Source organism: Rhodoferax sp. WC2427 (assembly GCF_040822085.1).
Classification (GTDB): domain Bacteria; phylum Pseudomonadota; class Gammaproteobacteria; order Burkholderiales; family Burkholderiaceae_C; genus Rhodoferax_B.
Genome location: NZ_CP162006.1, coordinates 4,377,959 through 4,397,035 on the forward strand (window position 1 = coordinate 4,377,959; position 19,077 = coordinate 4,397,035).

Here is a 19,077-nt window from a genome sequence, read left to right on the forward strand (position 1 = left end):
ACGCAACGAAAGCCCACCATGACTATCCGCACCCTTGCCACCACCGCACTCGCCGGCCTGGCCTTTGCCGCCCTCAACGCCAGCGCACAAACGCCCGCCGAAAACCCCACCACGCCGCCGCCCGCGCATGAGCGCCAGGCCCCCAGCGTAGAGAAGAAGCTGAAGACCTTCGACACCCTGGACTTCGATGTTTTCAGCAACCAGAAGTGGGACCGCCTGCACGAAAGCCACGCCAAGGACATCGTCGTGACCTGGCCCGATGGCCACGAGACGCGGGGCATCGACAAGCACATCGACGACCTGAAAGCGATGTTTGTATTTGCGCCCGACATCGCCATCAAGACCCACCCCATCCGCTTCGGCTCGGGCACCTGGACCACGGTCACCGGCGTGATGACCGGCACCTTCACCCAACCCATGCCGCTGCCCGATGGCAAGTCGATCCCGCCCACCGGCAAGCGCTTCGCCATCGGCATGGCCACCATTGGCCACTGGAAGAACGGCACCATGGACCATGAATGGCTGTTCTGGGACAACCAGGACTTCATGAACCAGCTGGGCCTGGGCGGCAAATAAGCCTCCAGGATCCTGGTCGGCCTGAATGGGACGGCCCGAGATGGCATGCCTACCGCGCCTGCTCCAGCCGCTCCAGCGCGGTTTCAAAGTCGTACCGGGCCACCGCCGTTTCGATCTCCACGTAGGTGCCGCGCAGCACCTGCTGGAGCAGTGTGGCGTGCTCTTGCAGCAGCTCGATGGATTCGGCATCGTCTTCGCGCAGCAGGCTGGCCAGCCGGATGCAAATGGCATCGGCCTCGGCCGCGTCAAAGGATGTGGCGGTCGCCACCACAGCCGGAGGGGCTGCGGGTAGCTGGCGGTCAAGGGCGCGCACCAGCGGGCCCAGCAGCTGGGCGGTGTGTTCGGCCAGGGCCTGGATCTCGGCCCGTGGCTGTTGCAGATGGATGGCGCGCTCCAGTTGGGCGGCGCTGGCCTGGAGCAGGCTGGCACCGATGTTGCCCGCCACACCCTTGAGGGTATGGGCAGTGCGCTCGGCGCTGGCCAGGTCGTTGCGGTCCAGGCTGTGCAGCAGATCGGCCACGGCGCGGGCCTGCCCGGCGGCAAACTTGCGCAGCATGTCCAGGTACAGCGGCTGCTTGCCCATGATGCGGCGCAGGCCCTGGGCCACGTCCAGGCCGGGAATGCGGCGCAGGCCCTCCATGGCGGCCTCGGTGTGCGGGGCCTTGGCGGGCGCAGGGGTGGCACTGGCGTGCGGTACCGCACCCAGGCCGCTGTGTGGCGCGATCCACTGGGCCAGGGCCTGCCACAGCTCTTCGGGTTCGATGGGCTTGGTGACAAAGTCGTTCATGCCCGCATCCAGGCAGCGCTGGCGGTCGGCGGCCATGGCGTTGGCGGTCATGGCGACGATGGGCAGGTCTGCGTTGCGGTGGTCCTGGCGTAGCAGGCGGGTGGCGGTCACGCCGTCCATTACCGGCATCTGCATGTCCATCAGCACCAGGTCGTAGCCCAAACCGGTGTCCTGGTGGGTCTGGGCCACCATGTCCACGGCGATCTGGCCGTTGTCGGCAATCTCGACCACGCAACCCGCCTCAAACAGCAGCTCGCAGGCGACTTGCTGGTTGAGCTCGTTGTCTTCCACGAGCAAAATGCGCGCGCCGCTGAGTGGCGCCATCGCCTCCAGCGCCAAGCCCGCGGTGTCGTGCCCGCCCATGCCCGCACCGTTCAGGGTTCCCCGGCCCATGGCACCCAGCATGGTATTGAACAGCAGCGAGGCATTCACCGGCTTGACCAGCAGGTCTTCAATGCCCGCAGCCTGCGCGCCCTGCACCACCTCTTCGCGCCCGTACGCCGTCACCAAAATCGGCTTGGGGCTGGACGGCAAGCCCAGCGCAGTGATGGCGCGCGCGGTTTGCAACCCGTCCATGCCCGGCATCTGCCAGTCCAGCATGGCGATGTCAAACGGGTAGCCCCCGGCGGCCGCGTCGCGCACTGCCGCCACCGCCTTGGCCCCCGAGTCCACCGCGGCCACCTCAAAGCCCATGCTGCGCAGCATGTCCACCAGCACCAGCGCGGCGTGGGCGTTGTCGTCCACCACCAGCACGCGCCGGCCCCGCATGTCCAGGTCGGCCAGCGCCGGGCGCTGGATTTCTTCGCCCAGGCCGAGCTGGGCGGTGAACCAGAAGGTGGAGCCTTGGCCGTAGGTGCTGTCCACGCCGACCGTGCCGCCCATGGCTTCGGCCAGGGCTTTGCTGATGGCCAGGCCCAGCCCGGTGCCGCCGTATTTGCGGGTGATGGAGCTGTCGGCCTGCTGGAAGCTTTGGAACAGGCGGCCGATTTGTTCTTCGGTCAGGCCGATGCCGGTGTCGCGCACGTCAAAGCGCAGCACGGCGCTGTCGGCAGAGCCCGCCTGCAGCCGCACGGCCATGCTGATTTCGCCGCGTTCGGTGAATTTGATGGCGTTGTTGGCAAAGTTGATGAGCACCTGGCCCAGGCGCAGCGGGTCGCCGCGCAGGCTTTGCGGTACGTCGGGGGCCACGTCGCAGACCAGCTCCAGGCCTTTGGCGGCGGCTTTCTCGGCCACCACGTTGGCCACGTTTTCCAGCAGTTTGTCCAGCGCGAAGGGCAGGTTTTCGATGGAGAGTTTGCCGGCTTCGACCTTGGAGAAGTCCAGGATGTCGTTGATCACGCCCAGCAGGTGCTGGCCGGACTGGCGGATCTTGGCCACGTAGTCGCGCTGGCGCGGGTTCAGCTCGGTCTTCAAGGCCAGGTAGGACATGCCGATGATGGCGTTCATGGGGGTGCGGATTTCATGGCTCATGTTGGCCAGGAAGTCGGTTTTGAAGCGGTTGGCTTCTTCGGCCAGGTCTTTGGCCCGGCGCAGTTCGGCTTCGGCGTGTTTGCGCTCGCTGATGTCTTCCAGCACCCAGATGGCGGCCTCTTCAAAGGCGGCCACCTCCAGGCGCTGGCCCACTAGGCGGCCGTCAAACCGGCTGCCGTCGGCACGGCACAAGCTGCGCTCCTGCACCACGCGCCGACCCAGGGCGAGTGCGTCGTCGACGTCGGTATGGAAGGCCATGTGCTCCTGGGGCGTGGCAAACAGCATGGCAAAGGTGCGCACCACGCCATCGTCCAGGTGCAGGCCGGGCAGACCGACGATGGCGGCAAACCCGGCGTTGCACTGGCGGATCTGCCCGTCGGCCCAAAAGACCAGGCCCGAGGGGATGTTGTCAAAAATCACCTGCTGCTGTTGCGTCACTTCGTGCAGCCGGTTTTCGCGCTCCTTGATGCCGTCAATCACCTGCAGGTAGCCGGTGGACAGCACCGAGCCGTCGGGCAGCGCCCGCGGTACCGACGCGCAGTGCACCCAGTGCACCTGGCCATCGGGGCGGCGGATGCGGAAGTCGCACGCAAACACCTGCATGGCCTGCAAGGCATCGGTGGAGGCGCGCAGCATCTCGTCCCGGTCGTCCTCGTGCACCGGGGCGCTCATGGCCTGGGCATCCTGCAGCACGGTGGCAGCGGAAATCCCCAAAATCTCTTCCACCCGGCTGCTGATGTAGGTGTAGCGGCTGCGCCCATCCGGGAAGCGCTGCAGGCGGTACACCGCCAAAGGCAGGGCCGCCGTGATTTCAGACAGGTCATCTTGCGCAGCCCGCTGCACGGCCTCGGTCTCCAGCTTGGCACCGGCCTCCAGCAGGCGCAGTTGCTGGGCCTGGGCCAGAGCCCCGGCGGCTTCGCGCTGGCGGTATTGCAGGTACAGGGCCACCACCAGGCCCAGGGTCAGCAGGCCCTGGAAGATGGTCAGCCAGCGGGTGGTGGCCACCTGGCGCTGCACCTCGACCGTGCGCCGGTCCACCATGGCCGACGAGGACTGGCTGGACTCCAGCGACAGGCCCCGGATCGGGTCGCGCAGCTCGGCCAGCCGCGCCTGCACCATGCGCAACTGCTCCGGGGTGGGCAGGTGGGCGGCGTCGCGGTCAAACACCGGGTTGGCCACCACCAGAAATTCCCGGATCGCCATGCGCACCGATTTCAGCAAGTCCTGGTTCTGCAGCAGGATGGCCGACTGGCCCAGGTCCAGCGAGGTCACCCGGCTGTAAAACAGGTCGTAGCGCAGTTGCAGGTCTTCGTCGTTCAGGGTCTCGGAGCCCAGCAGGCGGGCATCCAGCGCCCCGGCCAGGCGGAAATACTCCACCTCCAGCTGCACCACGTTCCACACCACATCGCGGTCGATGCGGCGGCTGACCTGGCTCAAGCCCTCTTGCTGGGAGTACTGGAATACCGCGATGGCGGCGTACACAGACACCAGCACCGCCACCAACAGTGCCAGGAGTTTGCTGCTTCGGGTCATAGGAAGGGGGGCGACGGCATCGCAATGCGCTTACAAATAAACACATTGTGGCGCATTTGAACCTGCCAAGCCACCGCGCAAACCGATACGCCACCCCCACCCAGGCGCTATGCTTTATAGAGCTGCTTACGCTCTATCCATAAGCGCAAACTGCCATTTTTATGCAAAAAATCTAGGTTTGCCTTGTCTGCAACACCACGCAGTGGATGAACTGCAGCTTGGCCACCACCGGGGTGGTGAGCACGAAGGGGTAGAAGTCGTGCTCGCCCATGCTGCGCGACATCTCGTTGAGCACGCCGGTCAGCTCGACCCAGGCGTTGGCGATTTTCAGGAAGCTGTCGGCGCTGGGGTCTTCGGGCCGCCACAGCGATTCACGGGTGAACGGGGCGTGGGGCAGCTCCACGTCCTGGGCATCCAGGCCGAAGCGCATGGCGGTGCCCAGGGTGTCCACCATGTGCAGGTAGTGGGCCCAGGTCTCGGCCCAATCTTCCCAGGGGTGGGTGCTGGCGTAGGTGCTCACGTAGCGCAGGGCCCAATCGACGGGGGGGCCCTCTTCGTAATGGTGCTTGAGGGCGGCGGCGTAGTCGGCACGCTCGTCGCCAAACAGGGCGCGGTAGTCCTCCAGCCAGGGCGTATCGACCACCAGCCGGTCCCAGTAGTAGTGCCCCACCTCATGGCGGAAATGCCCCAGCAGCGTGCGGTAGGACTCGCCCATCTGGGTGCGCACCTGTTCGCGGCGGGCATCGTCGGCTTCGTCCATGTTCAGGGTGATCAGGCCGTGGTCGTGGCCGGTCAGCACCGGTCTGTCGGGCTCGGGGCGCAAGAAATCGAACGCCAGACCCAGCACCTGGGGCTGGTGCGCGTGGCGCGGCTCCACCGGCAGGCCCATCACCATCAGCTGCGCCACCAGATGCCGCTTGGCGATCTCGAGCGACCGCCAGGCGGCCAGGTTTTCGGGCACCGAGGGGTCGGACACGGTGCGGTTCAGGCTGCACGCCAGGCACACCGAGCCCTTGGGGGCCTCGCCGGGCAGCAGCCAATTGCAACCAATCGCGTGCAGGTTGGCGCAGCGCCGGTAGTGCGGGCCATCGGGCGCCGTCCACAGCGTCCACTGCTCGTGCCGGTGCGGTACGGCGGCCAGGGCCTCCAGGCGGGAAGTGCCGGTCACAAAGCCCAGCGGCGTATGGCAGGCCAGGCATTCGCTGTTGCGAAAGAACACGGGCCGCCCGCACTGGCACACATAGGCGCGCGAGCTGCGGATGGCACCGTAGTCGTCCTCGGGCAAGGTCCAGAAACTCTCGAACAGGGCGAAGGGGCGAAATACTGCGGTAAAAAAGTCCATTAAGCGAGTCTATGTGCAGACGGGCCGGATTGTCTGTGCGCCGGACCACAGAACACGCGTGGGCCACCCCGGTAGATTCCCTATGGGGTTGGCACGGTGGTTGCTATATCGTTTGCACTTCTTGACCGTTTGGTCAGGATTTGGATGCCACCCAGCCAACGCCGGGCCCCGCGTGCCGCACTTTGGTGCAGCGCCAGGGCCCCAATGCCCCAGCCACAGGAGTTACCGTGCCCGCCACTTCCCCCCCGGACATCCGCGCCGGCCGTCTCAGTGCCGCCCAGTACGCGCAGCACTTTGCCGATGCCACCCCGCCGCTGAATGCATCGCAGGCCATGCTCGAATCCGAGCGCTGCCTGTACTGTTTTGACGCACCCTGCCAAACCGCCTGCCCCACCGACATCGACGTGCCCAGCTTCATCAAGCGCATTGCCGACGGCAACCTGCGCGGCGCGGCCCGCACCATCCTGGAGTCCAACCCGCTGGGCGGCATGTGCGCCCGGGTCTGCCCCACCGAGGTGCTGTGCGAACAAGCCTGCGTGCGCAACACCCAAACCGACACCCCCATTCCTATTGGCCGCCTGCAACGCTTTGCGGTGGACGCGCTGATGGCCAGCCCGCAGCCACAGGTGTTCACCCGCGCCGCCCCCACCGGCCGGCGCATCGCCGTGGTGGGCTCCGGCCCCGCGGGCCTGGCCTGCGCGCACCGCCTGGCGCGGCTAGGCAACGAGGTGGTGATTTTTGAGGCCCAGCCCAAGGCGGGCGGCCTGAACGAATACGGCCTGGCCACCTACAAGACCGTGGACGAATTTGCCCAGCGCGAAGTGCAGTGGCTGCTGGACATTGGCGGCATACGTATCCAGCACGGCTGGCGCTTTGCCGGTGGGGCTTCGCTGGACACGCTGCAAACCGAATTCGACGCGGTGTTTCTGGGCCTGGGCCTGTCCAAGGTGCAGGCGCTGGGCCTGCCGGGCGAAGACCTGGCCGGGGTGCGCAACGCGGTGGACTTCATCGCCGCGCTGCGCCAGGCCGACGATGTGGCCACGGTGCCCATCGGCCACCACGTGGTGGTGATTGGCGGCGGCATGACCGCCGTGGATGCCGCCGTACAGGCCAAGCTGCTGGGGGCCAAGGTGGTGCACATGGTGTACCGCCGGGGCGTGGAAACCATGGGCGCGTCTGCCGCCGAACAAGAGTGGGCGCAAACCCACGGCGTGGTGCTGCACCAGTGGATGGCCCCGGTAGAGATTCTGGGCGCGGACGGCCACGCCACCGGCGTGCGTTTCGCCCAGCAGGCGCTGGTAGACCGCCAGCTACAGCCCACGGGCCGCGAACTCACCTTCCCCGCCGACATGGTGTTCAAAGCCATTGGCCAGAAGCTGGACGACACCCCGCTGCAGGGCACCGGCCTGGTGTTGCAAGGCGGGCGCATCGTCACTTCGGAGGACGGTGCCACCAACCTCAAGAACGTCTGGGCCGGTGGCGACTGCCGCGCCGGGGGCCGCGACCTCACCGTGGAAGCCGTAGAGCACGGCAAACGCGCCGCTGAATCCATCCACAAAGGTTTGAACCATGGCTGATCTGTCCACCGTCTTCGCCGGGGTCAAAACCCCCAACCCCTTCTGGCTGGCCTCGGCGCCGCCCACCGACAAGGCCTACAACGTCAACCGCGCCTTCGAGGCGGGCTGGGGCGGTGTGGTCTGGAAAACGCTGGGCGAGGCCGGGCCGCCGGTCGTCAATGTGAACGGCCCGCGCTACGGCGCGCTGCTGTCCAACGACCGCCGGGTGCTGGGCTTCAACAACATCGAACTCATCACCGACCGCGACCTGGAAATCAACCTGCGCGAGATCGCCGAGGTCAAACGCCTGTGGCCCGACCGCGCCATGGTGGTGTCGCTGATGGTGCCCTGCGTGGAGGAATCGTGGAAGGCGATCTTGCCGCGCGTGGAAGACACCGGTGCCGACGCCATCGAGCTGAACTTCGGCTGCCCGCACGGCATGAGCGAGCGCGGCATGGGCGCCGCCGTGGGCCAGGTGCCCGAGTACATCGAGATGGTCACAGCCTGGTGCAAGCAGTACAGCAAGCTGCCAGTGATCGTGAAGCTCACGCCCAACATTACCGACGTGCGCCTGCCCGCCCGCGCCGCCAAGCGCGGCGGGGCCGACGCGGTGTCGCTGATCAACACCATCAACTCCATCATCGGCGTGGACCCCGACACGTTGATGATGACGCCCAGCACCGGTGGCATGGGCTCGCACGGTGGCTACTGCGGCCCGGCGGTCAAACCCATCGCGCTGAACATGGTGGCCGAGATCGCCCGCGACCCCCTCACCGCAGGCCTGCCCATCAGCGGCATTGGCGGCGTGGGCAACTGGCGCGACGCGCTGGACTTCATCGCCCTGGGCGCGGGCACGGTGCAGGTGTGCACCGCCGCCATGGTGTTCGGCTTCAAGATCGTGCAAGAGATGAGCTCGGGCCTGTCGGACTACATGGACAGCAAGGGCTTCACCAGCCTGGACGACTTCCGCGGCCGCGCCGTGCCCAAAGTGACCGAGTGGCGCAACCTGAACCTGAACCACGTCAGCAAGGCCGTGATCAACCAGGACAGCTGCATCTCCTGCGGCCGCTGCCACATCGCCTGCGAAGACACTTCGCACCAGGCCATCACCAAAGTGAAAGACGGCGTGCGCCACTTCGAGGTGATGGAAGACGAGTGCGTGGGTTGCAACCTGTGCGTGCTGGTCTGCCCCGTGCCCGACACCATCCATCTGCGCGACCTGCAGCCCGGCGAAAAAGACTTGCGCACGGGCCGCATCGTGAGCGATAACCATGCGGACTGGACAACCCACGCTAACAATCCCCTACGCGCCTGAATTTATAAAAAATCAGGCCCTAGCGCCCATTCCATCAGCGCAAGCAGCTACTTTTTTAGGAGCAATCATGTCCAGTGTCTTGATCCGCGGCGGCACGGTCGTCAACGCCGACCGCGCCTTCCGCGCCGATGTTTTGTGTATCGACGGCCAGATCGCCGCCGTGGGCGACAACCTGATCGCCCCCGCCGGGGCCGAAGTCGTCGATGCCGGGGGCCAGTACGTGATGCCCGGCGGCATCGACCCGCACACCCACATGCAGCTGCCGTTCATGGGCACCACCACCATGGACGACTTCTACAGCGGCACCGCAGCCGGGCTGGCGGGTGGCACAACGACGATCATCGACTTCGTCATACCCAACCCCAAGCAGCCGCTGATGGAGGCCTACCAGACCTGGCGCGGCTGGGCCGAAAAAGCCGCGTCCGACTACAGCTTCCACGTCGCCGTGACCTGGTGGGACGAGAGCGTGCGCCGCGACATGGGCACCCTGGTACGGGACGAGGGCGTCAACAGCTTCAAGCACTTCATGGCCTACAAAAACGCCATCATGTGCGACGACGAAACCCTGGTAAACAGCTTCCAGCGCGCACTCGAATTGGGCGCCATGCCTACGGTGCACGCCGAAAACGGCGAACTGGTCTACCTGCTGCAGGCCGACATGAAAGCCAAGGGCATCTTCGGCCCCGAAGCCCACCCTCTGTCGCGCCCGCCCGCCGTGGAGGCCGAGGCCGCCCAGCGCGCCATCGCCATCGCCAACGTGCTCAACGTGCCGATCTACGTGGTGCACGTGTCGTGCGCTGAATCCGCCGAGGCCATTGCCCGTGCCCGTGCTGCGGGCCAGCGCGTGTATGGCGAGGTGCTGGCCGGGCATTTGACGGTGGACGACAGCGTCTACCGCAACCCCGATTTCGCCTACGCCGCAGGCCACGTGATGAGCCCGCCGTTTCGCAACAAGCGCAACCAGGACGCGCTGTGGCACGGCCTGCAGGCCGGGCACCTGCACACCACCGCCACCGACCACTGCACCTTCTGCGCCGCCCAAAAAGCCGCGGGCAAAGACGACTTCAGCAAAATCCCCAACGGCTGCGGCGGCGTGGAAGAGCGCCTGGCCGTGATCTGGGACGAAGGCGTCAACACCGGCCGCCTCACGCCCAGCGAGTTCGTGGCCGTTACCTCCGCCAACGCCGCCAAGCTGTTCAACATCTACCCGCGCAAAGGCTGCGTGGTGGCCGGGGCCGATGCCGACCTGGTGGTCTGGGACCCGGCGGGCACCAAAACCCTGTCGGTCAAGACGCAAAAGTCCCTGGGCGACTTCAACATCTTCGAGGGCCGCACCGTGACCGGCGTGCCCAGCCACACGCTGAGCCAGGGCAAGGTGGTTTACGCCGCTGGCGACCTGCGCGCCGAGCGTGGCGCGGGCAAGTACGTCAAGCGCCCGCCCTTCGGCCCGCAGTTCGATGCGCTGGCCAAGAAGACCGCGCTGCAAGCGCCCCACCCTGTCGCCCGCTGATGCCCGCACGCACCAGCCTCACCCCAACCCTCTCCCGCGCCGCGGGAGAGGGGGCGAAACCGGAGCCCGCATTACTCCCTCTCCTGCTTGCGGGAGAGGGCCGGGGTGAGGGCAAGCTGCCACCCACCCAAGCCAAAGGAACCCCATGACCCCCAACCTTGAATCCCTGCGCATCAACGGCCCCCGCCTGTGGGACTCGCTGATGGAACTGGCCCAGATCGGTGCCACGCCCAAGGGCGGTGTCTGCCGCCTGACCCTCACCGACCTGGACAAACAAGGCCGCGACCTGGTCACCCGCTGGGCCACCGAAGCAGGCATGACGGTCACCATCGACAAGATCGGCAACGGCTTCATGCGCCGCCCAGGCCGCAACAACAGCCTGCCCCCCATCATGACCGGCAGCCACATCGACACCCAGCCCACCGGCGGCAAGTTCGACGGCAACTACGGCGTGCTGGCGGGCATCGAGGTAGTGCGCACCCTGAACGACCACGGCATCGAGACCGAAGCCCCCATCGAAGTCGCGTTCTGGACCAACGAGGAAGGCTCGCGCTTTGTACCGGTGATGATGGGCTCGGGCGTGTTCGCCAAAGCCTTCACCCTGGAGCACGCCTACGCGGCCACCGACCTGGAAGGCAAGACGGTGCAAGGCGAGCTGGAGCGCATCGGCTACATCGGCGCGCAGGAGCCCGGCGACCACCCCATCGGCGCGTACTTTGAGACGCACATCGAGCAGGGCCCGGTGCTGGAAGACCATGACGTGACCATCGGCGTGGTGCAAGGCGTGCTGGGCATCCGCTGGTTCGACTGCACCGTCACCGGCATGGAAGCCCACGCCGGCCCCACGCCCATGGCGCTGCGCAAAGATGCGATGCTGGCCGCCACCCGCATCATGCAAGACGTGGTGGCAGCGGCACACCGCCACCCGCCGCATGGCCGGGGCACCGTGGGCATGGTCCAGGTGTTCCCCAACAGCCGCAACGTGATTCCGGGCCGGGTGAAGTTCAGCATCGACCTGCGCAACAGCACCGATGCCCTGGTGGACCAGATGGCCGACGAGGTCAAAGCCTTCGCCGCCACCGTGGCCCAAGAGCACGGCGTGGACGTGAAGATCGAGATGGTCTCCAGCTATTCGGCCATAGGCTTCCACCCCGACTGCGTAGACGCCGTAGCCCGCGCCGCCGCCAAGCTGGGCTACTCGAACATGCCCGCCGTCTCCGGCGCAGGCCACGACGCCGTCTACATGGCCCAGCTCGCCCCCAGCGGCATGATCTTTATCCCCTGCAAGGACGGGATCAGCCACAACGAGATCGAGGATGCGAAGCCGGAGCACATTACGGCAGGGTGCAATGTGCTGCTGCATGCGATGCTGGAGCGGGCGGGGGTGGTCTAGCCAGTCCTCGGGGAATAGCATGAGCCTTATTGGCATTTAAACCGCGCATTAAACTGCATAAGCAACTCCTGATTCACTAGCAGCTCAGGAGTTTTTTACGAAGCTTTATTCGAACTGAATAATCTAGTTGCTTGTGCATAGACACGGTTGAGGCGGACACGGGCTTAACGAAAAGCGCAGATGCGTAGCAGAGACGCGATCAGATACGATCCTGCAATAGAAAAATGGGAGGCAAGATGAAATTCAAAAATCTTTCAAGGTGGACTATCGCACCCGAACTCGACGGACTGCTCTTCTGCGCGCAGAGGCTAGACGAACTGATATGGGATTTTACCCTTGACACCCATAAGCCGATGTCACTTAACGCTCCTTACCTATGTAAAGAGGCGTTGACGGTGATCAAGAACATTGAGGACGAATTAATTGATGCTGCGAATCTGAAACCAGTCTTGGAAGAGTTAATTTGGAGTGTTCAAAATGACCCTATTGCTAAAGCGTTGCTGGATCTCCCTATTGAGAGATACGTTAGATTAGATGACGATGCGAAACTATCTGAACGCAAGCGTCGGTTGAGCGCCTTAAGTAACACGTTGGGCTCATTTCGTTATCTGAACGAGTGCTTTGATCATCTATCTGCTAACGTCAAGGCAGTTGAGAAGAAAAAAATCGATGCAACTGTCCGAACGATGGTAACGACGTTAATCAACATGGGTGTCAGCAAGAAAAGCCTGCAAGCCAAAACAAACGCTTTCTTCTTTGCTAGTGGGCCCCCTATTACTAAGGTCGATCAAATTGATGAGTTCTTGAAGACTCTGTATCCATACGTACATGAGTGCGACGTGTACTTCGTCGTAAGCGACCTGATCAAGACAGTCGAGGAATCCTCCGAGGCATTCGGCGTAAGCGTCATAGAAGAACTGCCTGAGGATGTCGCCGCGTTACAAGCGAAAACACCAGGATTTGAATGTGGAGCGGATGAGTGTTATGTAGAACTTGTCAATGTACGCGCAAAAGATGTCTTTTCCGCCCAAGAAAAGGCCGCACGTACACTCGACAGATTAAGCGACCTGTACACGTTATTTCACCATCAGCGCAAAATTACTTGGCGGGACACTGCGTTGGTCAAACAGTGTTGCCTGCCTAAGCCCGTCGCCGCGGTGCTTACTAAGGGGGCGATGGAGAAGCCCTATGACTTTCGTACAGACAAGGCCTCAAAAGAGTTGAATCGTTTAATTCGTAATTTCGCAATCAAAGGGTCAAGTAAGGCGCGATTTGATCGCGTCGCTGATTTACACGGCATCTGCGTGTCCAGTGACGTTGTGGACAACCAGTTAGTAACACTTTGGACTTCATTAGAGACACTTATTCCGTCGACAGCGCATGGGACGAAGATCGTAAATGTCTTGAGTCAAATTACGCCATTCTTGATGTTGGCCTACATACAACGACTTGTCCAGCGATTCACACACGACCTTATTACCTGGAAGCCCTGGTACGTGAAGCGTCTACTGAACAAGGTTCCTGGCATAGAAGGAACTAATACCATCTACAAAGCAATGGCTCTCCTCACGGTTCCGAACAACGATGATCTGCGATCAGAGCTTTACACTGAGTTGAAGGACTTCCATTTGCTGCGCTATCGGGCGTTCCAACTGAGTCAGTTGCTATCTTCTCCTGCCTCTTTACGGGCAGCGCTTGACTCACACCTAAAAAAGGTGGAATGGCAAATCCGACGGATTTACAGAACGCGAAATATGTTGGTGCACTCTGGACAAAGTCCCAGCTACATTCATACTTTAGTTGAAAATGCACACGACTACTTCGATCAGATTATCTTCGATGTAATGCGAATGTCGTGTGGTGAATATCGAGCGAGCACCCTTGATGATGTCTTCGAACTAGTGAAGCTACGCCATGTTAAGTTCACATCAACACTTGCAGATATCTCTGAGTTCAACGTCAAAAATTGTGCTTTCCTCTGCGAGGATTTGGATACGCTTTACGACTTCGAAAACGAGTTTTGGGGCATGAAGAGCAAGTCCGACGCCTCCTGACGGCCCCGCGACCTGTTCCGGCTACAACAGATCCAATCACCTTTCCTGCAAGCTAAACGGCGGCGGGGTCAGGTCTTGCTTCACTACATTGAAGACTTGCACACCTCTATTTATGTGATTTAAAGAACCGGTACCCCCAATCCACCTTAGTAGCAGCCACCGGCGCAGCACTGCCGTAAAACGAATGTCCGCTCAGACTCACAGCGACACATCACCTTTGATGTCACCGCCCAGATCGACAGTCTTTTGGACAGTCGACAACGTAGCCTCCGTAGCTCGGCGACTTGCTGGCCCGAGGCAATACCTTTTTCCAACAGCGTCAGAAAACCCTCGATGGCGGGATCAGCGTTGATAGCGGGCATGGTGAAGCTCTCTTTCCATTCAGATAAATCCCAACTCACAGCACCAACCGCCTCGCATCCTTCAGCAACAGCAGCAACTGCTGTGGCCGCAACTCCGAGCCTTCAAACCCAAACCGGGCATAAAACTCAGCGACTTGCGCGTCGATCGGGTGGGTCAGCACGACGCGGTGTACATGGCGAAGCTGACGTCCAGCGGCATGATCTTCATCCCCTCAAGGACGGGATCAGCCACAACGAGATCGAGGATGCCAAGCCGGAGCACATTACGGCGGGGTGCAATGTGCTGTTGCATGCGATGTTGGAGCGGGCGGGGGTGGTTGCCTAATTGGGCACTAGATGTCGCTTCGCCATACCTTGAGCCGGTCCAACAGCGTAGCCTTCAAATCGTCGTTAGCAAAGCCTGCATCGATAGATGTGCGTGCCACAGCCCGCGTCACCTCGTCCGTCCACCCAAACGCCCTTCGGCACAGCGCGTACTCCCCCACCAAACTCGCACCCAGCAGCGCCGGGTCATCGGTATTGACGGAGACACGAACTCCCGCCTGCCGCAAACGCTCAATCGGGTGCGCCTCAATCGACGGATAAACCCCCAGCACCAGGTTTGACGTGGGGCACACACCCAGCGGGATCTGCCGGTCGGCCAGCATCTGCACCAGCACAGGGTCTTCGATGGCGCGCACGCCGTGGTCGATGCGGTCTGCGCCCAGCAGGTTCACCGCGTCCCACACACCCTCGGGGCCGCTGGACTCGCCCGCATGCACGGTGCGGCGCAGGCCGGCACTGCCAGCCTTGCGGAAGGCCTCTGCAAACCGGGGGCCGGTGCGACCGGCGGTGGCCTCGTTGCCGTCTACCGACAGCGCCACCACACGCGGGTGGCGAAGCGTGGTGAGCGTGTCCACCAGCCCAATGGCGGCTTCGGCCGACTGGGTCCGCAGCAGGCTGACGCACAGGCCCACACCGGGCAGGCCGTCCTGCTCTGCCGCTGCGAAGCCCGCGTGGATGGCATCGAGCATGGCGCCCAGGCGGCCGTGCCATGCGTGCCAGTGGGTGGGGTTAAAGATGACATCGGCATAGCCCGTGCCATTGGCCGCCAGCCGCTGGCTGAGGCCGTAGCTCAGCGCCACCAGCCGGTCCTGGGTGCGGGCCAGGCCGCAGGCCAGATCCAGAAAACCCAGAAAGTCCGCCAGGCCCGAGAACTTGAACAATTCCTCTTGCGAGCGGGGCAAGGCCACGCCCTCGGCCTTCGCCCACTGCGCAATCAGGGCGGCTTCAAAGCAGCCCTCCAGGTGCAGGTGCACTTCGGCCTTGGGCAACGCCTTCAGGCGAATCTCTTCAGCGGATGTCGAGGGCAGGCTCATGGTTTTGCCTGGGCCAGGCAATGCGCGACGACGGCATTGGCGTGGCCATGGCCCATGCCGTGCTCGGCCTTGAGCCAGTTGACGATCTCCATGTGCTTCTTGCCCTGCTGCTGGCGCACCAAGCTGAACCAACGGTCCATCGGTTGGCCGTAGGTCTTTTCGATAGAAGGGAAATACGAGGCCGGGCCTTTGACTTTTTCGGGTGCTGCCATGGTGAACTCCTAAGAGATAGGGACTACTGTACGGTGCCAACCAGATGCTAACCGGGATGCACAGCGGAAGATGCACGTAAAACAAGCCTCCGGCGCAAGCCGCACCTTCGCCCACAGCTCCTTATTCCGTAGCAGATCAAAGGCAGCGGCACTGTCTGAGCTGCCATCTTCCGCCCGCCGATAGGCATCTTTGAAAATGCCTATCCGATGCATAAACTTTATTGAATTCTGGAAGTCATAGCAATTAATTACCATGCTTGCTCGTGTCAAATCTCTGCGGCACGATGCAACAAAAAACCTCGCCATCCCACAGACAACCCCAAGGAGCTCCCCATGACCACCGAAGCCAAATGCCCCTTCCACCACGCCGCTGGCGGCGGTACGACCAACAAGGATTGGTGGCCCAAGCAAGTGCGGGTGGATTTGCTGAACCAGCATTCCAACAAGTCCCACCCGCTGGGCGAAAACTTCAACTACGCCGAAGAATTCAAGAAGCTGGACTACAAGGCGCTGAAGGCCGATCTGGTCAAGCTGATGACCGACAGCCAGGACTGGTGGCCGGCCGACTTTGGCCACTACGGCCCGCAGTTTGTGCGCATGGCCTGGCACAGTGCGGGCACCTACCGCACCCAGGACGGGCGTGGCGGTGGCGGGCGGGGCCAGCAGCGCTTTGCGCCGCTGAACTCCTGGCCCGACAACGTCAACATCGACAAGTCGCGCCGCCTGCTGTGGCCCATCAAGCAGAAGTACGGGCAGAGCATTTCCTGGGCGGACCTGTTCATCCTGACCGGCAACGTGGCGCTGGAGACCATGGGCTTTCGCACCTTCGGCTTTGGCGGTGGCCGTGCGGACGTGTGGGAACCCGACATGGACGTGAACTGGGGCGCGGAAACCACCTGGTTGGCCACCGACAAGCGCTTCAGCGGCGACCGTGATCTGGACAACAACCTGGCCGCCACCCACATGGGCCTGATCTACGTGAACCCCGAAGGCCCCAACGCCAGCGGCGACTACCTGGCCGCGGCCAAGGACATCCGCGCTACCTTCTACCGCATGGCCATGGACGACGAAGAAATCGTGGCCCTGATCGCCGGGGGCCACACCTTTGGCAAGGCGCACGGCGCAGCCCCCGAGTCGCACAAGGGCCTGGAACCCGAAGGTGCAGGCATCGAGGCGCAGGGCCTGGGCTGGAACAGCAACTTTGGCAGCGGCCACGGCAAAGACACGGTGTCCAGCGGCCTGGAGGTCACCTGGACCACCACCCCGGCGCAGTGGGGCAACAACTACTTCGAGAACCTGTTCAAGTTCGAGTGGGAGCTGACGCATTCGCCCGCCGGAGCCAAGCAGTGGGTGGCCACCAACGCGCCGGACATCATCCCCGACGCGCATGTGCCCGGCCTGTTCCACAAGCCCACCATGCTGACCACCGACCTGACGATGCGCTTCGACCCGGAGTTCGGCAAGATCTCCAAGCGCTTCCATGAAGACCCACAGGCCTTCGCCGAAGCCTTTGCCCGCGCCTGGTACAAGCTGACCCACCGCGACATGGGCCCGAAGGCCCGCTACCTCGGCCCCGAGGTGCCCAAGGAAGACCTGATCTGGCAAGACCCGCTGCCCGCCGCGACGCACCAGCCCACGGCGGCAGACATTGCCGACATCAAGGCGAAGATCGCGGCCTCGGGCCTGTCGGTGGGCCAACTGGTGTCGGTGGCCTGGGCCTCGGCCTCCACCTTCCGCGGTGGCGACAAGCGTGGCGGTGCCAATGGCGCGCGCCTGGCCCTGGCCCCGCAAAAGGACTGGGAGGTCAACCGCGTGGCGGTGCAGGCCCTGCCCACCCTGGTGGCGATCCAGCAGACATCGGGCAAGGCTTCGCTGGCCGACGTGATCGTGCTGGCAGGCAGCGTGGGCGTGGAGCAGGCGGCCCGGGCCGCGGGGGTGGCGGTGGAAGTGCCGTTCGCGCCGGGCCGTGTGGATGCGACGCAAGCGCAGACCGATGCCGAGTCCTTCGCCGCACTGGAGCCGGCAGCCGATGGTTTCCGCAACTTTAAGAAAGGTCCCATTGGTGCCGCCACCGAAGCCCTGCTGATCGACAAGGCCCAGTTGCTGACCCTCACGGCCCCCGAGATGACCGCCCTGGTCGGCGGCCTGCGGGTACTGGGTGCGAATGCCGACGGCGGCACGCACGGCGTGTTCACCGACCAGGTGGGCGTGCTCAGCAACGATTTCTTCGCCAAGCTGCTGGACATGGGCACCACCTGGACGGCAGTAGACGGTGAGGGCGAAGTGTTCGAAGGCCGCGACCGCAAGACCGGCCAGGTGAAGTACACCGCCACCCGGGCCGACCTGGTCTTTGGCTCGAATGCGGTGCTGCGCGCCTATGCCGAGGTGTACGCCAGTGCGGACGGTCAGCAGAAGTTTGTGGCCGACTTCGTGGCCGCCTGGGCCAAGGTCATGGACCTGGACCGGTTCGATCTGGCGTAACGGGCAGGGGCCAAGGCCCCGTGGCCGTGTTAGGCTCTTTGGCAAATTTTGCCAAAGAGCCTAAAATTTGCGCCATGAGTACCATGAACATTTCTCTACCCGACACGCTAAAGGACTTTGTGGACACACAGGTCGGTTCGCGTGGCTTCGGCACCAGCAGCGAGTACGTGCGCGAGCTGATTCGCAAAGACCAAGACCGCCAGCAATTGCGCGGTCTGCTGCTGGCGGGAGCCCAGTCGGCACCCACCGCCCCGGTGGATGCCGCTTACTTTGATGCCCTGCGCAAGCGCATCGGCGGTAAAACCGGCAACAAGACACCCCAGTGAAGCCCAAAGCGGTGGTTCCGCGCGCTCTGGCACGGGATGACGTGGACCAAGCCGTCACCTTTTACCTGGAGCAAGATGCCCCGGCTGCAGCGCTCGGTTTTGTAGACGCCCTGGAGCGGGCCTATGCCCATATCGGCAAACACCCCGCCACAGGGTCACCCCGCTACGCGCATGAATTGGGTATTCCCGATCTGCGCTCCTGGCCGCTGAGCAAATACCCGTACCTGGTTTTTTATGTGGAGCGGGCCGACCATATCGACGTATGGCGGGTGCTCCATATGCGGCGCGACATCCCGGTGTGGATGGGGGATGGCGCGGCGGATTACTAAGGTCTGGCCAGTCGGCCCCGCAACGCGGCGTTCTCTTGCTCCAACTGCGCCACCCGCCGCTCCGCCGACTCCAACGCCAACGTCAAGCGCTGCACTTCCGCAGCCAACCCATCCGCCACCTCCGTCACCCGCTCCCGCGTGCCGTCGCGGGTGTGGGCGAGTTGCGCGCTTAGGCCATCGAGCCAGCGCAGGATGTCGACCCGCGTGGTGTCTTTATGCAGCGGGGTTTGCAGCGTGGCTTTTTTGACGTCGGCGCGGCGGCACAGCTCGGACTGGGTGACGCGGCCATGGTTGAACGGGTAGATGCCGTGGTGCGCCGCAATCTCGGTCTCGATGTCGTGCATGGCCTGGCGCAGCCGGGCCAGCGCCGCCGCGGTGCGGGCGTTGGGTTTGTCGGCGGCAGGGGTTGGGAGCAAAACGTCGGTCGTCATGGCATCCATTTAAATGAAATTGGCCTTTTGTGCCAATGGAAT

Annotated in this window: 15 protein-coding genes and 1 pseudogene; 10 read left to right on the forward strand and 6 right to left on the reverse strand. The window is 63.5% G+C overall.

Features of this window, described 5'->3' with window-relative positions; genetic code table 11:
- The first annotated feature begins 18 nt into the window (after positions 1–18).
- Positions 19–576, forward strand: a complete 558-nt coding sequence (locus tag AB3G31_RS20385) for an ester cyclase (RefSeq protein WP_367847869.1) — start codon at positions 19–21, stop codon at positions 574–576.
- A 49-nt stretch (positions 577–625) separates the two neighbouring features.
- Here the strand turns inward: AB3G31_RS20385 and AB3G31_RS20390 are convergent, their stop codons facing one another.
- Together AB3G31_RS20390 and AB3G31_RS20395 are read right to left on the reverse strand one after the other, a co-directional pair.
- Positions 626–4,366 carry a response regulator gene (locus tag AB3G31_RS20390; RefSeq protein ID WP_367847870.1) on the reverse strand — a complete coding sequence of 1,247 codons (3,741 nt, stop codon included), beginning with the start codon at positions 4,364–4,366 and terminating at the stop codon, positions 626–628.
- A 172-nt stretch (positions 4,367–4,538) separates the two neighbouring features.
- Positions 4,539–5,708: a putative zinc-binding metallopeptidase gene (locus AB3G31_RS20395; protein WP_367847871.1), complete on the reverse strand. Its 1,170-nt coding sequence runs from the start codon at positions 5,706–5,708 to the stop codon at positions 4,539–4,541.
- Between the two features lie 227 nt (positions 5,709–5,935).
- Here AB3G31_RS20395 and AB3G31_RS20400 point away from each other — a divergent pair, with 227 nt between their 5' ends.
- From AB3G31_RS20400 to AB3G31_RS20420, 5 genes are all read left to right on the forward strand, one after another.
- Positions 5,936–7,285, forward strand: a complete 1,350-nt coding sequence (locus tag AB3G31_RS20400; RefSeq protein WP_367847872.1) for an NAD(P)-dependent oxidoreductase — start codon at positions 5,936–5,938, stop codon at positions 7,283–7,285.
- Positions 7,278–8,579: an NAD-dependent dihydropyrimidine dehydrogenase subunit PreA gene (gene preA, locus AB3G31_RS20405; protein ID WP_367847873.1), complete on the forward strand. Its 1,302-nt coding sequence runs from the start codon at positions 7,278–7,280 to the stop codon at positions 8,577–8,579. The genes AB3G31_RS20400 and preA overlap by 8 nt, the downstream gene beginning before the upstream one ends.
- A 67-nt stretch (positions 8,580–8,646) precedes the next feature.
- A complete protein-coding gene (gene hydA / locus AB3G31_RS20410; protein ID WP_367847874.1) occupies positions 8,647–10,089 on the forward strand; it encodes a dihydropyrimidinase in 1,443 nt (480 codons plus the stop codon).
- 145 nt (positions 10,090–10,234) lie between these two features.
- Positions 10,235–11,482, forward strand: a complete 1,248-nt coding sequence (locus AB3G31_RS20415; protein WP_367847875.1) for a Zn-dependent hydrolase — start codon at positions 10,235–10,237, stop codon at positions 11,480–11,482.
- Between the two features lie 236 nt (positions 11,483–11,718).
- The gene (locus AB3G31_RS20420) at positions 11,719–13,536 is read left to right on the forward strand and encodes a hypothetical protein (RefSeq protein WP_367847876.1); all 1,818 of its coding nucleotides are present in this window, start codon (positions 11,719–11,721) and stop codon (positions 13,534–13,536) included.
- Positions 13,537–13,933: 397 nt separating this feature from the next.
- Here the strand turns inward: AB3G31_RS20420 and AB3G31_RS20425 are convergent, their stop codons facing one another.
- Positions 13,934–14,059 (reverse strand): hypothetical protein, encoded by a 126-nt coding sequence (locus AB3G31_RS20425; RefSeq protein ID WP_367850407.1) that lies wholly within the window; start codon positions 14,057–14,059, stop codon positions 13,934–13,936.
- Between AB3G31_RS20425 and AB3G31_RS20430 the strand changes: the two are divergent.
- Positions 14,057–14,223, forward strand: a pseudogene (locus AB3G31_RS20430) (Zn-dependent hydrolase); the annotation flags it as partial. The gene AB3G31_RS20425 and the pseudogene AB3G31_RS20430 sit on opposite strands and share 3 nt — an antisense overlap.
- Positions 14,224–14,230: 7 nt before the next feature.
- Here the strand turns inward: AB3G31_RS20430 and add are convergent.
- Both add and AB3G31_RS20440 read right to left on the reverse strand, forming a co-directional pair.
- The gene (gene add / locus AB3G31_RS20435) at positions 14,231–15,256 is read right to left on the reverse strand and encodes an adenosine deaminase (protein ID WP_367847877.1); all 1,026 of its coding nucleotides are present in this window, start codon (positions 15,254–15,256) and stop codon (positions 14,231–14,233) included.
- Positions 15,253–15,468, reverse strand: coding sequence for a DUF4287 domain-containing protein (locus AB3G31_RS20440; protein ID WP_367847878.1), 216 nt, complete (start codon positions 15,466–15,468; stop codon positions 15,253–15,255). The genes add and AB3G31_RS20440 overlap by 4 nt, the downstream gene beginning before the upstream one ends.
- Before the next feature lie 333 nt (positions 15,469–15,801).
- Here AB3G31_RS20440 and katG point away from each other — a divergent pair, with 333 nt between their 5' ends.
- The 3 genes from katG (at position 15,802) to AB3G31_RS20455 (ending at position 18,604) form a co-directional block, all read left to right on the forward strand.
- On the forward strand, positions 15,802–17,949 hold the full coding sequence (katG, locus tag AB3G31_RS20445; RefSeq protein ID WP_367847879.1) for a catalase/peroxidase HPI: 2,148 nt from the start codon (positions 15,802–15,804) through the stop codon (positions 17,947–17,949).
- A gap of 74 nt (positions 17,950–18,023) precedes the next feature.
- Positions 18,024–18,275, forward strand: coding sequence for a type II toxin-antitoxin system ParD family antitoxin (locus AB3G31_RS20450; RefSeq protein WP_367847880.1), 252 nt, complete (start codon positions 18,024–18,026; stop codon positions 18,273–18,275).
- Positions 18,272–18,604, forward strand: a complete 333-nt coding sequence (locus AB3G31_RS20455; RefSeq protein WP_367847881.1) for a type II toxin-antitoxin system RelE/ParE family toxin — start codon at positions 18,272–18,274, stop codon at positions 18,602–18,604. Before AB3G31_RS20450 ends, AB3G31_RS20455 begins: the two co-directional genes overlap by 4 nt.
- On the opposite strand, the gene AB3G31_RS20460 is transcribed toward AB3G31_RS20455, so the two are convergent.
- Positions 18,601–19,035: a hypothetical protein gene (locus tag AB3G31_RS20460; protein ID WP_367847882.1), complete on the reverse strand. Its 435-nt coding sequence runs from the start codon at positions 19,033–19,035 to the stop codon at positions 18,601–18,603. The genes AB3G31_RS20455 and AB3G31_RS20460 overlap by 4 nt on opposite strands.
- Positions 19,036–19,077: the final 42 nt, after the last annotated feature.